General features: G+C 49.8%; 14 protein-coding genes. 10 read left to right on the top strand and 4 right to left on the bottom strand.

Annotated features, from left to right (window positions below):
- Positions 1-13: 13 nt before the first annotated feature.
- From EOE67_RS03055 to EOE67_RS03040, 4 genes are all read right to left on the bottom strand, one after another.
- Positions 14-1,138: a PQQ-dependent sugar dehydrogenase gene (locus tag EOE67_RS03055; RefSeq protein ID WP_206099416.1), complete on the bottom strand. Its 1,125-nt coding sequence runs from the start codon at positions 1,136-1,138 to the stop codon at positions 14-16.
- A gap of 4 nt (positions 1,139-1,142) precedes the next feature.
- Positions 1,143-1,760, bottom strand: a complete 618-nt coding sequence (gene gstA / locus EOE67_RS03050; RefSeq protein ID WP_127697578.1) for a glutathione transferase GstA — start codon at positions 1,758-1,760, stop codon at positions 1,143-1,145.
- Positions 1,761-1,815: 55 nt separating this feature from the next.
- The gene (gene bcp / locus EOE67_RS03045; RefSeq protein ID WP_127697577.1) at positions 1,816-2,280 is read right to left on the bottom strand and encodes a thioredoxin-dependent thiol peroxidase; all 465 of its coding nucleotides are present in this window, start codon (positions 2,278-2,280) and stop codon (positions 1,816-1,818) included.
- Between the two features lie 103 nt (positions 2,281-2,383).
- Positions 2,384-2,905 (bottom strand): glycine cleavage system transcriptional repressor, encoded by a 522-nt coding sequence (locus EOE67_RS03040; protein WP_127697576.1) that lies wholly within the window; start codon positions 2,903-2,905, stop codon positions 2,384-2,386.
- 150 nt (positions 2,906-3,055) lie between these two features.
- Here EOE67_RS03040 and dapA point away from each other — a divergent pair, with 150 nt between their 5' ends.
- From dapA to EOE67_RS02990, 10 genes are all read left to right on the top strand, one after another.
- Positions 3,056-3,937: a 4-hydroxy-tetrahydrodipicolinate synthase gene (dapA, locus tag EOE67_RS03035; protein WP_127697575.1), complete on the top strand. Its 882-nt coding sequence runs from the start codon at positions 3,056-3,058 to the stop codon at positions 3,935-3,937.
- A gap of 10 nt (positions 3,938-3,947) precedes the next feature.
- Complete coding sequence (gene bamC, locus EOE67_RS03030) at positions 3,948-5,009, top strand: outer membrane protein assembly factor BamC (RefSeq protein WP_127697574.1); 1,062 nt, start codon at positions 3,948-3,950, stop codon at positions 5,007-5,009.
- A gap of 338 nt (positions 5,010-5,347) precedes the next feature.
- Positions 5,348-6,628: a DUF2066 domain-containing protein gene (locus EOE67_RS03025; RefSeq protein ID WP_127697573.1), complete on the top strand. Its 1,281-nt coding sequence runs from the start codon at positions 5,348-5,350 to the stop codon at positions 6,626-6,628.
- Complete coding sequence (gene hda, locus EOE67_RS03020; protein WP_127697572.1) at positions 6,628-7,335, top strand: DnaA inactivator Hda; 708 nt, start codon at positions 6,628-6,630, stop codon at positions 7,333-7,335. Before EOE67_RS03025 ends, hda begins: the two co-directional genes overlap by 1 nt.
- A gap of 248 nt (positions 7,336-7,583) precedes the next feature.
- Entirely contained in the window at positions 7,584-8,564 is a 981-nt protein-coding gene (gene pheS / locus EOE67_RS03015; RefSeq protein WP_068063606.1) for a phenylalanine--tRNA ligase subunit alpha, read from the top strand.
- 15 nt (positions 8,565-8,579) lie between these two features.
- Positions 8,580-10,967, top strand: coding sequence for a phenylalanine--tRNA ligase subunit beta (pheT, locus tag EOE67_RS03010; protein WP_127697571.1), 2,388 nt, complete (start codon positions 8,580-8,582; stop codon positions 10,965-10,967).
- A gap of 2 nt (positions 10,968-10,969) precedes the next feature.
- Positions 10,970-11,266: an integration host factor subunit alpha gene (gene ihfA, locus EOE67_RS03005; RefSeq protein WP_068063602.1), complete on the top strand. Its 297-nt coding sequence runs from the start codon at positions 10,970-10,972 to the stop codon at positions 11,264-11,266.
- 249 nt (positions 11,267-11,515) lie between these two features.
- Positions 11,516-12,457, top strand: a complete 942-nt coding sequence (locus tag EOE67_RS03000; RefSeq protein WP_127697570.1) for a YbgA family protein — start codon at positions 11,516-11,518, stop codon at positions 12,455-12,457.
- Positions 12,454-13,905: a deoxyribodipyrimidine photo-lyase gene (phrB, locus tag EOE67_RS02995; RefSeq protein WP_127697569.1), complete on the top strand. Its 1,452-nt coding sequence runs from the start codon at positions 12,454-12,456 to the stop codon at positions 13,903-13,905. The genes EOE67_RS03000 and phrB overlap by 4 nt, the downstream gene beginning before the upstream one ends.
- Positions 13,895-14,362, top strand: coding sequence for a nuclear transport factor 2 family protein (locus tag EOE67_RS02990; RefSeq protein ID WP_127697568.1), 468 nt, complete (start codon positions 13,895-13,897; stop codon positions 14,360-14,362). The genes phrB and EOE67_RS02990 overlap by 11 nt, the downstream gene beginning before the upstream one ends.
- Positions 14,363-14,370: the final 8 nt, after the last annotated feature.

Raw genomic sequence — 14,370 nt, 5'->3', positions numbered from 1 at the left:
GGCTGATCCAAGGTTATTTCATCGGGGTGATGCGTAAAATCGCGCCGTTATCTTCGTCGGTCAGTAGATAAACACTGCCATCCGGATGCACTTTGACATCACGAATGCGGCTGCCGATCCGGATCCGCTCTTCGTGACTGACTTTATCGTCTTTGATTTCCAGCCGCACCAACTGGCCAAATTTCAGCGAGCCTACTAATAAACTCTGTTTCCAGCCGCTGAACAACGCGCCTTGATAAAATTCCATGCCACTTGGCGCAATCGAAGGCACCCAATAATGCAGCGGTTGTTCGAGGCCAGCGGCCGCCGTTTTACCAATCACACCACCACCGTATTCTTCGCCATAGGTAATGAGTGGCCAGCCGTAGTTCAGACCGGCTTTGGTGATATTGATTTCATCACCGCCTTGTGGGCCATGTTCATGGGTCCAGAGACGGCCACTATTATCCAGGGTCGCGCCCTGAATATTGCGATGGCCAAACGACCATAACTCAGGCTTGGCGTCGGCTTTGGCGGCAAAAGGATTGCCGGCCGCTGCTGCGCCGGTATTGGTGATCCGGACCACTTTACCAATGTGCGTTGATAACGGCTGCACGTCTTCACGCCGGCTACCGCGATCGCCTAAAGTCACAAATAAGTTACCGTCAGCCTGTTGCACCAACCGGCCACCAAAGTGGTATTTGCTGTTAATTTTGGGCTGCTGGCTAAACAGTACTTTGGTGTCTTTTATGCTGTCGCCGGCAAGTGTCGCCTGCAATACGGCGGTGCTATTGGTGTCAGCGCTGGCTTTGTCGGCACCTGGCTCGGCATAGCTCAGATAAATCTTCTGGTTAGTAGCAAAATCTTTATCGAGCAGCACGTCAAGTAAACCGCCCTGACCACCCACCGCAATCGGCGGCAGACCGCTGATCGGCGCGCTTAATTTACCCGCAGTGACATACCGCAACTGACCATCCCGTTCGGTCACCAACAACCGGCCATCCGGTAAAAATGCCAGTCCCCATGGATGTGACAAACCTCTGGCGACGGTTTCAATGTTCAGGGCGTGTTTTTCAGTTTGTAATAATGCTGGTTCAGCAGCGACAGCAAATGGCAATGCCAGGGCGATCAGCATTGGTGATAACAAAAATCGGGTCATCAGGTTAGGCTCCTTTAGGTAACAGGCCTTCAGCGGCCAGGGCGGCTTGCACCGCAGGACGTTGATTGCAGCGCGCGACATAACTTAATAAATTCGGATAAGGGGTCAGGTCAAATTTCACCAATTTGGCCCAGCCAGCCACAGTAAACAGATAGGCATCGGCGATGGTGAAATAGTCGCCGACCAGATACTGCAATGCGGCGAGCTGCTGATCAAGCTGGGTTAAACGCTGCACTAATTTTTGCTGTGCGGCACTTTTGGTGGCTTCAGCGGCAGTGGGATCAAATAACGGGGTAAAGTTTTTATGCAGCTCAGTCGCGATAAAATTCAGCCAGCTTTGTAGTTTATAGCGGGCAAAACTGCCATTGGCTGGCGCCAGATTACTGGCCGGTGCCTGATCGGCAATATATTGCAAAATAGCGGGGCCTTCGGTCAGTACTTCGCCATTTTTCAGTTGCAGGGCGGGCACATAACCCTGCGCATTAACCAGCCGGTAATCACTGCCATCGGCCAGGGTTTTGCGGCGTAAATCAACTTTTAACGCGGTAAATTTCAGACCAGCCTCAAGCAAGGCGATGTGAGAAGCCAGGGAACAAGCCGCTGGCGCATAATATAATTTCATGGTCGACGCTCCTGATGATGCCGCCAGTCGAAACAGACCGTCGCTTGCTGGCGGTTTATGGCAGTGACTTTAGCACGACTTGATGGTGGTTGCTGGTTTTAAAGTCCTGATAAACCTGCTTAATCAAGCCATCACTGCCAATTAAAAAGCTGGTGCGATGGATGCCATCATACACTTTACCCATAAATTTTTTCTCGCCCCAGACGCCAAAAGCCGCAGCAATTTGATGCTCTGGATCAGACAATAAGGTGAAATTCAGCTGATCGCGCAGCGCAAATTTGTTCAGACTTTTCACCGGATCGGTGCTGATGCCAACCACGGTGACGCCTTTTTCTGCGAGTTCAGCCTGACTATCACGCAAGGCACAGGCTTGCACCGTGCAGCCGGGGGTCATGGCTTTTGGGTAAAAATACACCAGCACTTGTTGGGTTTTCAGCAATTCGCTGAGCACTACCGTTTGATTGTCTTGATTGAGCAGCGAAAAATTTGGGGCGGTATCGCCTGCAGTTAACATGTGCATGGTAGCTCCTTGGGTGGCTGGATGGTCCAGCGGGATGATATTGAAGACGGTTTAAATACTCACTCACAATTTGTTCAGCGGCTTCAAACACCGCTGTTGTTCATTAACCTTGGGGTTCAAAGCTACCGGTCAGCGCCATGTCAGCCAGCTGCCGGTCAATCAGCGCCTGCAGCTGTTGTGGCTGAACCTGGGCTGGCAACTGCACCGTCATCACGGTATTGGTCAATGGCATACCATCTTTCACTACCGTTTCTGAGCGCAAGGATCCAATATACACCTGATGATCCGCCAGCAAACTGGACATCGCCCCCAAAGTGCCAACTTTGTCAGGGCCGGTATAAGACAGCTGATAAGGTTTAGATAACGGCTGTGGTTTGTGGGCAGAGGTACGTTTGGTCATCGTCAGCAGATCAAGCGCCAGACCCGAACTTGGCAATAAATATTCAATTTTGCTGATGGCGGCGGCATCGCCGGATAACAACATAATAAAGGTAAATTCGTTGCCAAAAATCGCCATGCGGCTATCAACAATGTTGCAGTTGCAATCACTGACCAGACGCGCCAGCTGACTGACGATACCGGTGCGATCGGTACCAATTGCCGTAACCACCAATTGTTGAGCCATCTTTGGGAACAACCTTATGCCAAAATGCTGTAAAAAGGCCGCCGAGTTTACCATAGTTCGTTGAAAATTCATCAGCTGCTGTCGCTGTTGCTTGTGTTTGTCAGGCCGCGTCATTACCATAGGCAGCCTGAAAATTACGGAGCAGTTGTTATGTTCAGAGGAAGTTATGTTGCCCTGATTACCCCAATGACCGACAGTGGTCTGGTGGACTATGCCGGTTTAAAGCAATTAGTGGAGTATCAGATAGCGCATGGCACTGACGGCCTGATCATTATGGGTACGACTGGTGAAGCAGCAACCATTCCATTTTCGGAACAGCTGGAAGTGTTGGCCGCGGTGATTGAACAAGTGGCCGGGCGCTGTCAGGTGCTCGCCGGTAACGGTTCCAATTCAACCGCTGAAGCCGTTGAAAAAACCCTGCAACTCAACCAATTTGCCATCGACGGTTTTTTAACGGTCACGCCTTATTACAACAAGCCAACGCAAAAAGGCATGATTGCGCATTTTAAAGCGGTCGCTGCCGCTGCTGCCAAACCGGTCTTACTGTATAACGTGCCTGGCCGCACCGGCGTTGATTTGCTGGCCGCGACTGTTGGTGAACTCAGTGCCGTCAACAACATCGTTGGCATTAAAGAAGCCACGGGTTCAATGACCCGACTTGCTGAACTACAGCAGTGCTGTGAAAAAGGTTTTAGTTTACTCAGCGGTGATGATGCCACTGCTGCAGAATTTGTGTTAAAAGGTGGGCACGGTGTTATTTCGGTGACAACCAATGTGGCCCCACAAGGCATGACTGCGATGATTCAGGCGGCTTTAGCCGGCAACCGCGAGGTCGCCGTGACCGTTGACAGTCAGTTACAAGCGCTGCATCGTGACTTATTTATTGAAAGCAATCCAATTCCAACCAAGTGGGCATTACGCCGGATGGGATTTATTCAGTCAGATTTTGCCCGTTTACCTTTAACCCGGCTGGAACCAATCCATCAGGTTGTAATCGAACAAGCGCTGCAACAAGCCAAAATTAATCTTTAGGAGTTTTTAGGTGCATTATTGGATTTCCGGCTCAGTATTGGCCACTTTGTTGTTATCTGGTTGTTCTTTGTGGACAACTCCAGAGCCAACAACCGCAACAGAAATTAAAAAAATCAACGAACTGACGATCCCAAAAGGGCTCATTGCGCCGAGAAAGCCTGGTCAATTTGATATTCCGGCAGCCGTTGCTGCGGGTGCCCGTGGTGATGCGGTTGAATTAAAAGCGCCGATGCAGGTGCTGGCGGTTTCAACCAATGCCCGGGTAGAAGAAGATGACAAAGAAGTGCGGGTGTTTTTTGAGCGTAATGAGTTCACCGGCGATTTAATGCCGTACCTGACCACTAATTTGAATGAATTTTTCACCCAGAACAATATTGTCGTTACCGCGGCTGGTGAGAGCAACTGGCAGACCGACTGGATCAGTCAGTTTGAAGAAACGGGTTGGTGGTTGTGGGAATCGCAGGAACTGACGCAGCAGAGTAAGTTTCAGGTGTTACTGGAACCAAAAATTCATGGCCGTACTGCCGCACTGCGGGTTGCCATGTTGCAACATCAGTATTCACAAGCCGAACAGCCGATTACTGCGATTGCGCAGCGCCGTGAAGAAGTACATTTTTTAAATCGGATGATTGATCATCTGGCGACCGTCGAGATGGAAAAAATCAGAGCGGCCAAAGCCAGTCTGCCCGATGTATTGTTAACCCGCGCCGTCAATGAAAAAGATGAAGCCGTGTTGTTAACTACGCAATCCATCGATGTGACCTGGAATCAGCTGGAATTGTTGTTCGAGCAGGTTTCGTTGACGGTGACTGACTTAAACCGTACCGATTATGTTTATTACGTCAACTTCACCAAACCGGATGCTGGTTTCTGGGGTTCAATCTGGGGTGGCGAAGAGCAACCGGTACTGCCGATTGCTGAAGGCGAATATCAGTTACATCTGAGCAAAACTGACAAAGGCACTGCCATTAAATGGCGTGATAAAGACGGCAAAGCGCTGGATCAGGCAACTGTTTATGCAATTTACGACGTCTTTGTGGCGGCGATCCGTCAGGCTAAACTGGAGCTGTAAGCCGGTTTTTCCCGGTTGAATCACTTCAGAGTTCATTACAAAGGCGCAATTCTTCAATGAGTTGCGCCTTGTTTTTTGGATGAAGCTGGATTTTTGTGACTGCGCACCACGTTGTCTGAACATCAGGTACCCGCTGATCCAAAAAGTGACTATCCGGCAAAATTGCCAGAGTACGGATTATTCTGGTCATTTTGTTGTTCTGATCAGGTAAAATAACTTCTTGCTGCGGCTGGCACTAACCTTCAACCCGGTTGATGATAGTCGTGGCCATTTGTATTAAATTGCTCAGTCTGGGAACTTCTTTGTTATCCACTCTGGCTTGCTAAGGGAAACTGTCGATGCGCCGATTGTGGTCGTTACTTTGCAAAACACTGAGCTTTAGTTTTTTACTGAGTCTGTCTTGTTACAGTTTCAGCGCAGAATTAACCGATCTGTTTCAGGCCGAAGTGGATGCCAATCAAAGCCAGAGCCAGTGGCAACAAGCTGCGGTATCAGCGGTGCTGGTGAAGTTAACTGGCTCGGAGCAAATTCTGACCCACCAGGCGGTGAAAACAGCCATTCGCAGCAGTAGCGATTACATCAAACAGTACCAGATGGTGCAGCGTGATGGCCGTAATCTGCTGCAAGTCAGTCTGGATCAGCAAAAAATTAGCAGCATGTTGCAGCAACTGCAGATCCCGATTTGGGGCAGTCGCCGTCCGGATGTATTGATTTGGCTGACCGAAAAAACCTTAGACCAACCTCAGCTGGTTTTGCTGGCCGAGCATCCACTGCGAAATGCGCTGGCGGCGCAGGCGAAAAGGTATGGCCTGAGTTATCTGTATCCAAAATATGACGAAGCGGAGCTGGCGTTGGTGAATGCCACGGCTTTATGGTCTGGAGATTGGACGGGATTAACTCAGGCATCACCACGTTATCAGGCGACACAGGTGTTTAATCTCTTGCTGGAGCAACAAGTGGACATGACCGGTCAGTTGCAATACCGGTTAACGATCCAGACGATGGTCGACGCTGCATTACAACAGCAGGAATTCAGTGGTGCCGATGCGAGCGCCTTGTTATTACAATTCAGCCAACAATTGGCCGCAGCACAAGCAGCTAAATATGCAGTGAACGTTCAGGCAAGTGCTGTGGCCGATGGTTCGGTGCAGTTGACGTTGGATGGGATCGCAGGTTTAACCGATTTAGTTGAGGTCCAGAAAGTTTTTAGCTCGATGCTGACAGTACGCCAGCAACAGCTGGTTGAGTTTAAGCCCGGCACCGCCACCATTCGGTTAACCTTTGCCGCAAGCGAAGTGGATTTTTATCAGGCGTTGGCGCTTGAAAAGAAATTGCAACCGGTGATTGTTACAGATTTAACAACGCCGCAAACGATAGCAGCAGAAACGACCGCCGCTGATGGCCAGCTGGCTGAGCCTGCGCTGAGCGCTGCTGAGCAAGCCCTTGAAGCTGCACTTAGCTCTGAAACAACAGTTGGCTCTGAAACAACAGTTAGCTCTGAGGCAACAAATACAGCGGATACGGCGACGGATCCGTCGCAAACTGCATTGCAGCTACCGGTGCCGGTTGAAGTTCAGATCCCGGCTGGCCATACCCATTTTAGGTTTGTCCGCCCCTGATGCAGCCAACTCAATACACACTGGCGGTCACTCTGCCGGATGACGAAACACTGCAAAGCTTTTACGGTGCGAAAGAGAGCCCGGCGGTGCAGTTTATTGAACAGTTTCTGGCGCCTGGTAAACCGCAGCTGCCGCTGTATTTGTTTGGTGCCAGCGGCAGCGGCAAATCCCATTTGTTGTACGCAGCTTGTGTGCAGGCGCAAGAGCAAGGCTTAACTAGTCAGCTACTGGCGCTGGATGATTTTCGCCAATACAGCCCACGTTTATTCGATGGCTTGGAGCAGCTAGATCTGGTTTGCCTCGATAACATTCAGGCCATTGCCGGTGACAGCCATTGGCAGGTGGCGCTGTTTGATTTGTATAACCGGATGGTAGAGCAGGGCAAACGGCTTATGATTGTCGCCGACGAAGCGCCGCTGCAACTTGGTATTACCCTGCCGGATTTAGTCTCACGTTTACAAGCCTGCACCATTTTTCAGCTGCGGCTGTTAAGCGATGACGACAAACAAAAATTACTGCAACAAAAAGCCCGGCTGCGCGGTATAGAATTACCGGATGAAGTGGCACGGTTTTTACTCAATCGCCAGCAACGCGAAATTCGTGCGCTCGTGGCGATCCTCGATAAACTCGACAAAGCCTCGATCGTGCATCAGCGTAAGCTGACCATCCCTTTTGTCAAAGACGTACTGGCGCAAAGCGGCAGCTGACGCCTTTATACCCATCATCCTTGAAGATTCGGGGTTGTTGGCCGCTTTCACTCACCCCAGTCACTTAGAACAGCTAAGCTCCTGGGGATTCGTTCAGTTGCCGCCTACCCGAATCTTCAATGATTTTGGGTATATACTTCGTAAATTCCCCGAAAAAACCTCAGCATAAACAGCGATCCGCAGACCGTTCTGGTGTATTATTGCCGGTTGAATCAAGTCATCCATTTTAGGCCGGTCTGAGGACAACAATGAACCTATCTGCCATTTTAGAAAACGCCTTAGCTGCCGTTGCTGCAGCGGCCGATGTACCAGCGCTGGAAGATGTGCGCGTCGAGTACTTCGGTAAAAAAGGTAGCATTACTGAACTGTTAAAGTCGCTTGGCGCGATGGACGCTGAAACCCGTAAAGTCGCTGGTCAGCAAATTAACGAATTAAAACAACAAGTTCAGGATGCATTAAACGCCCGCCGCGATACCATGCAACAAGCCGTGTTATTGCAAAAACTGGCCTCTGAGCAGATTGATATTTCTTTACCAGGCCGCACGCTGGACGCCGGTGGCCTGCACCCGGTGACCCGCACCATCCGTCGCATCGAAAGCTTTTTTGGTGAACTGGGTTTTGAAACTAAACACGGCCCGGAAATCGAAGATGATTTCCACAACTTTGATGCGCTGAATATTCCGGAGCATCACCCGGCCCGTGCCGATCACGATACGTTCTACTTTAATCCAAAGCTGATGCTGCGTACCCAAACCTCCGGCGTGCAGATCCGGACGATGGAAACCGAACAACCACCGCTGCGGATCATTTCGCCAGGTCGCGTCTACCGTAATGACTACGATCAAACGCACACGCCGATGTTCCACCAGGTGGAAGGTTTGATGGTGGATAAAAACGTCAGCTTCACTGAACTGAAAGGCATTCTGCACGATTTCCTGAATAACTATTTTGAAGAAGATCTGCAGATCCGCTTCCGGCCGTCGTTTTTCCCATTTACCGAGCCTTCAGCTGAAGTGGACGTGATGGGCAAAAACGGCAAGTGGCTGGAAGTTTTAGGTTGCGGCATGGTGCATCCGAACGTCTTACGCTCAGTCGGTATTGATCCGGAAGTGTACAGCGGTTTTGCTTTTGGCATGGGCGTTGAGCGTCTGACGATGCTGCGTTACGGCGTGACTGATTTACGATCATTTTTCGAGAACGACCTGCGTTTCTTGAAGCAATTTAAATAAGCGGGGAGTGAAAAAATGAAATTCAGTGAATCCTGGTTACGTGAGTGGGTGAATCCGCAATTATCAACCAACGATCTGGCCGAACAGATTTCGATGGCCGGTTTAGAAGTTGACGGTATTGAAGCCATTGCCGGCGAATTTAGCGGTGTGGTCATTGGCCATGTGGTGGAATGTGGCCGTCATCCGGAAGCCGACAAGTTACAAGTGACCAAAATTGATATTGGCACGGGCGAGTTGCTCGACATCGTCTGTGGCGCTGCCAACTGCCGCCAGGGCTTAAAAGTTGCTGTTGCGACTGTAGGCGCGGTACTGCCGGGCGATTTTAAAATTAAAGCAGCGAAGCTTCGTGGCCAGCCATCAAACGGCATGCTGTGTTCATTATCTGAACTTGGCATGGCCGAAAGTTCAGAAGGCATTATTGAACTGCCACAAGATGCACCTTTGGGCGTTGATATTCGTGTATTTTTGCAGTTGGATGACAAGGCGATTGAAGTCGATTTAACGCCAAACCGCGCCGACTGTTTAGGTTTGATTGGCCTGGCCCGTGAAGTAGGCGTATTGAATCAACTGGATGTGACGGTTCCGGCTATCGAGCCAGTTGCCGCCAGCATCAACGACCAGTTAACCATCACGTTGCAAGCACCAAAACAGTGTCCAAAGTATTTGGGCCGGATCATTAAAAACATTAACACCGGTGCTGTGACGCCGCTGTGGATGGTGGAAAAGCTGCGTCGCAGCGGCATTCGTTCGATTGACCCAGTGGTTGATGTCACCAACTTTGTGTTGCTGGAATTAGGTCATCCAATGCATGCCTTTGATTTGAATAAAATTGAAGGTGGTATTGTGGTACGTCAGGCCAAAGATGGCGAGACGTTGGTGCTGCTGGACGAGTCAGAAGTCAAACTGCAAAGCAACACCTTGCTGATTGCGGATGAACACAAAGCGCTGGCGATGGCCGGTGTATTTGGCGGCTTGCACAGCGGTGTGACCAAAGACACCACCGATATTTTCCTGGAAAGTGCCTTTTTCTCCAAAGTGGAAATGGCCGGTATTGCCCGTCAATATGGTTTGCATACTGATGCATCGCACCGCTACGAGCGTGGTGTTGATCCAGAGCTGCAGCACAAAGCGATAGAGCGGGCAACCCAGTTGCTGCTGGAGATTGTGGGTGGCGCAGCGGGCCCGGTGGTTGAAGCAAAATCAGCAGAACACCTGCCAAAACCAGCCCAAATCAACCTGACGCGTACCAAGCTGGACCGCATTCTGGGTATTTTTATTGCCACAGAAACGGTGACCGAAATTTTCCAGCGCCTGGGTTTTGCCGTCACTGCAGCAAACGACAGCTGGCAGGTCAGCGTACCGACTTACCGTTTTGATATCAGCATCTCGGAAGATCTGATTGAAGAAGTGGCGCGGGTTTATGGTTACAACAATATTCCAAATGTGGCACCGGTTGCTAGCTTAAAAATGCGTGACCACGCTGAAGCCGAGATTTCGGTCAACAGCCTGCGTGATGTGCTGGTGGGCCGTGGTTATCAGGAAGCGATTACTTATAGCTTTGTTGACCCAAAAGTGCAGCAAGTGTTGTTCCCGGCGGTAGAAGCTTTAGTGCTGCCAAACCCAATTTCGGCCGATATGTCGGCGATGCGGTTAAATCTGTGGCCTGGTTTGATGCAAGCCGTACAGTACAACCAAAACCGTCAACAAACCCGCATCCGCTTGTTTGAGTATGGTTTGAAGTTTATTCCAGATGCAGCTGCTGAAGGTGGTGTGCGTCAAGTGCCGGTATTGGGCGGGGTGATTATTGGTAGTTTTGCCAATGAACATTGGAGTATTGCTGAGCGCAACGTCGACTTTTACGACGTGAAAGGCGACGTCGAAGCTTTAATTGCTATGACCTCTGCCAGCGGTGAATTTGGTTTTGCCAAAGGGGAGCACAGCGCCTTACATCCGGGCCAAACAGCAGCCATTACCCGTAATGGTCAGCCGGTTGGTTTTATCGGTGCGCTGCATCCGGAAGCCGAGCGTAAGCTGGGTATTAAAGGAAAAGCTTATTTATTCGAAATTGAGCTGGCAGCCTTTGGCGCAAAACACATTGTTTTAGCTCAGGAAGTCTCAAAATACCCGGCAAATCGCCGTGATCTTGCAATTGTTGTGAAATCTGATGTGCGTTTTTCAGATATCCTTGCTACTATTAGAAAAGTTGGCGGAAATCAACTAGTTGACCTAAAGTTGTTTGATGTGTATACAGGACAGGGTATTGCTGACGGAATGAAGTCGCTGGCAATAGCACTGACCTTGCAGGACAAGGCGCGTACGCTGGAAGATAAAGACATCCAACAAGTCATTTCTTCAGTAGTTCAGACGCTTGGTGAAGAGTTCAACGCAACGTTGAGGGATTGAGAATGGCGCTTACCAAAGCCGATTTAGCAGAACGTTTATTTACCAAATTTGGCATCAGCAAACGCGATGCGAAGATGATTGTCGAAGCTTTTTTTGAAGAGATCCGAGTGGCTTTGGAAGCTGGCGACCAGGTGAAACTGTCCGGTTTTGGTAATTTTGACCTTCGCGTCAAAAATCAGCGCCCGGGTCGGAATCCAAAAACTGGCGAAGATATTCCAATCTCAGCCCGCTGCGTGGTGACTTTCCGGCCTGGCCAGAAGTTAAAAAGCCGGGTTGAAGTCGGTACCGCGAAAAAATAATTCTTAGTAATCAACATTGGTTACTGGTGATAAAAAGGAGTTCCCTTCTTGCAGGGGCGCTCCTTTTTTGTTTTTTAGGCTGTAAGTGATTTACTGATGCCCTGCTAGCTACAAAGAAACTCAATGTTCAATGTCACTTTTTCTTCTACGATATTTTGCCAGTTTCATGCAAAAATTTAATCCATTGCTGATCCAATTGAACCGTTAGACTGTAAAGCATTGTATCCACGACCGTAATTAGTAAACCCTATGACAATCCATATTGGGATCAGTGCTTGTGTGCTCGGCGAAAAAGTCCGTTATGACGGCGGCCATAAAAATTCTCCTTTTTGCAGTGCAGTACTGGCATCTTTTGTCCGCTACCTGCCGATTTGCCCGGAGCAGGCGATTGGCATGCCGATCCCAAGGCCAGCTATCCGCTTGCTAAAGACCGATAGTGGCGACATTCGCTTAGTCAATAGTAAAGACAGCAGCATTGATTTTACGGAAAAAATGCATCAATTCACCGATCAAAAGCTGCCGGTGCTGGCGCAGTTATCTGGTTATATTGTTTGTGCCAAATCGCCCAGCTGCGGCATGGAGCGGGTACGACTCGTCAATGAGAAAGGCGAGTTGCTGGGTAAAGTAGGCACTGGCTTATTTACCCAGCGGCTGATGCAAAAATACCCTTGGTTACCCGTCGAAGAAGATGGTCGTTTGTTGGATGCTGAATTAAAAGAAAATTTTATCACCCGGGTGTATGCGTTAAGCGCCTGGCATCAGCTCATCGCCAGCGGTTTTTCGGTGGGCAAGCTGGTGGAGTTTCATAGCCAGTTTAAGTTTTTAATTATGGCGCATCATCCAACGGCTTATCGTGAGCTGGGGCGGTTAGTCGCCCATGCCAAACTATTTGCAGCTGATGATTTAGCTGAACGTTATTTATTGGACTTTATGCGGGCACTAAAGCAGCCGGCAACTCGCAAGCAACACGCCAATGTGTTGATGCACTTACAGGGTTTTTTCAAAAAGCTGTTAAGTTCGACGGCAAAACAGGAACTGTTGAGTTTAATCCATCAATACCGGCTGGGACATGCGCCGTTGATGGCACCTTTGACACTACTGAAACATCATTTAAGTCTGCACCCACATCAGTACGTGGCGGCGCAGCGTTATTTATTACCTTATCCAGTTGAATTAGGGCTTCGGGCATGACTTTGGCTCCATCTGTTTTACCTTTTGCAATGGCGTGGCTACGCAACGATTTACGTTGTTTTGACAACGCCGCGATTTATCAAGCGCAGCAAACCGGTTTGCCGGTGGTTGCGATTTACATCGCAACCCCACATACCTGGGATCTGCATCAAATGGCGCCGATCAAACAAGATTTTCTGCGGCGGCGTCTGCAGCAGATGCAGCAGGAACTGGCCGAATTTGGTATTCCGTTGCTATTGATTGAAGGCAGCGACTATCGCCACTGTGCACAGCAGCTTGGTCAAGTCTGTAAGCTGGGGGCTGTTTCGTTGTTCGCGCAACGTGAATATGAATTGCGCGAACAACACCGTGATCAAGCGGTGGTCCGTGCTTTAGCTGACGTTGGCGTCGATTGTCACTTTATCGACAATCAATGCCGGTTTGCGCCAGGTACTGTGCTCAGTAAAACCGGTGATGTGTATAAGATTTTTACTCCATTTAAGAAAACCTGGCTCGGTAAATTCCGTGAATTGGGTGTGCAGTGTATTGCCAAACCAAAACTTCAAAGCGGATTTCAGCTGCAGTTGCCCCAAGGGTTGCAGGCGATGCACGCCGGTGATGACAGCTCTAAGGCTTATCCGGTGGCAGAAGCTGAAGTGCTGAATATGTTACGGAGTTTTTGCCGCGAGCGGGTGCAGGATTATCAACTGGCTCGGGATTTTCCGGCGCGTCCCGGCACCTCAGGTTTATCGGCCTATCTGGCGATTGGGGTGATTTCCGCGCAACAAGCGATGGCCAGATTGCAGCTGGAAGCTGGAGACAGTTTCTGGCACGAGCAATCAGGTGCTGCGGTCTGGCTCAGTGAACTGATTTGGCGCGAGTTTTACAAACATATTCTGGTGGCTTATCCAGAGCTGATTAAACATCAGCCTTTTCAAAAAGATACTGCAGCGCTGGTGTGGGGCAATAACCCGCAATGGTTTCAACGCTGGTGTGATGGAGAAACAGGCTATCCGATCGTTGATGCGGCGATGCGCCAGCTGAATCAGACCGGCTGGATGCACAACCGGCTGCGGATGATAGTCGCAAGCTTTCTGGTCAAAGATTTGCAAATCGACTGGCGTTGGGGTGAAGCCTATTTTATGGCAAAGCTGATTGATGGCGACTTTGCCGCGAATAATGGTGGCTGGCAGTGGGCGGCGTCAACCGGTACTGATGCTGCGCCGTATTTCCGGATTTTTAACCCGGTGACTCAAAGCGAACGGTTTGATCCTAATGGTGATTTTATCCGCAAATTTTTGCCGGAACTCGCCGCTATCGGCAATAAACATATCCACTGGCCCCATCCATTACCGATGTCCGTGCAATACGCCAAACCGGTGGTCGACCATGCCAAGGCCAGATTACGCACATTAGAGATGTTTAACGCAGTAAAGAAACCAGGCACAGGAGTACCGGATGACCAATAACGCCGTCGTTGGATATGCGCAGGTTCCAGGCATCAACCGTATTGAAGATTTTGTATGTTTTTACAACAGCTTAAATGCCAATAATCTCGGAAGTCTGAAGCAGGTTTATCACCCGGATATCTTATTCAGCGATCCGGTACATCGCATTCAAGGCCTACCGGCACTCCATGATTATTTTGCGCATGCTTATGCCAGGCTAACGCAGAGTCATTTTCAAGCGCTGCAGATGGCAGCTAATGGGCAAACCGGTTTTGTCAGCTGGCAAATGCGCATTCGTCATCCGGCAATTGCCGATGGCAACGAAATTCTGGTCGACGGTTGTAGTGAACTACGCTGGCACGAAGATGGCCTGATCATCGCGCATCGCGATTATTACGATTTGACCCAAATGGTCTACCAGCACATACCGGTGATTGGCTGGTTAACATCCAAAGTTAAACAACAGATGGCAAAGTAAAACAACAG

It is taken from the genome of Rheinheimera riviphila, from assembly GCF_004005945.1.
In the GTDB taxonomy this organism is placed as follows: Bacteria; Pseudomonadota; Gammaproteobacteria; order Enterobacterales; family Alteromonadaceae; genus Pararheinheimera; species Pararheinheimera riviphila.
Note: the sequence above shows the minus strand (reverse complement) of the source record. Positions and strands in the feature narration are given on the sequence as shown.

Bases quoted from the DNA above. Each gene is read 5' to 3' on its own strand.
- ihfA (WP_068063602.1), top strand. From the start codon at position 10,970: ATGGCGCTTACCAAAGCCGATTTAGCAGAACGTTTATTTACCAAATTT.
- EOE67_RS03040 (WP_127697576.1), bottom strand. From the start codon at position 2,905: ATGGCTCAACAATTGGTGGTTACGGCAATTGGTACCGATCGCACCGGT.
- EOE67_RS03025 (WP_127697573.1), top strand. From the start codon at position 5,348: ATGCGCCGATTGTGGTCGTTACTTTGCAAAACACTGAGCTTTAGTTTT.
- hda (WP_127697572.1), top strand. From the start codon at position 6,628: ATGCAGCCAACTCAATACACACTGGCGGTCACTCTGCCGGATGACGAA.
- gstA (WP_127697578.1), bottom strand. From the start codon at position 1,760: ATGAAATTATATTATGCGCCAGCGGCTTGTTCCCTGGCTTCTCACATC.
- pheT (WP_127697571.1), top strand. From the start codon at position 8,580: ATGAAATTCAGTGAATCCTGGTTACGTGAGTGGGTGAATCCGCAATTA.
- bcp (WP_127697577.1), bottom strand. From the start codon at position 2,280: ATGCACATGTTAACTGCAGGCGATACCGCCCCAAATTTTTCGCTGCTC.
- dapA (WP_127697575.1), top strand. From the start codon at position 3,056: ATGTTCAGAGGAAGTTATGTTGCCCTGATTACCCCAATGACCGACAGT.
- EOE67_RS02990 (WP_127697568.1), top strand. From the start codon at position 13,895: ATGACCAATAACGCCGTCGTTGGATATGCGCAGGTTCCAGGCATCAAC.
- EOE67_RS03055 (WP_206099416.1), bottom strand. From the start codon at position 1,138: ATGACCCGATTTTTGTTATCACCAATGCTGATCGCCCTGGCATTGCCA.
- pheS (WP_068063606.1), top strand. From the start codon at position 7,584: ATGAACCTATCTGCCATTTTAGAAAACGCCTTAGCTGCCGTTGCTGCA.
- EOE67_RS03000 (WP_127697570.1), top strand. From the start codon at position 11,516: ATGACAATCCATATTGGGATCAGTGCTTGTGTGCTCGGCGAAAAAGTC.
- phrB (WP_127697569.1), top strand. From the start codon at position 12,454: ATGACTTTGGCTCCATCTGTTTTACCTTTTGCAATGGCGTGGCTACGC.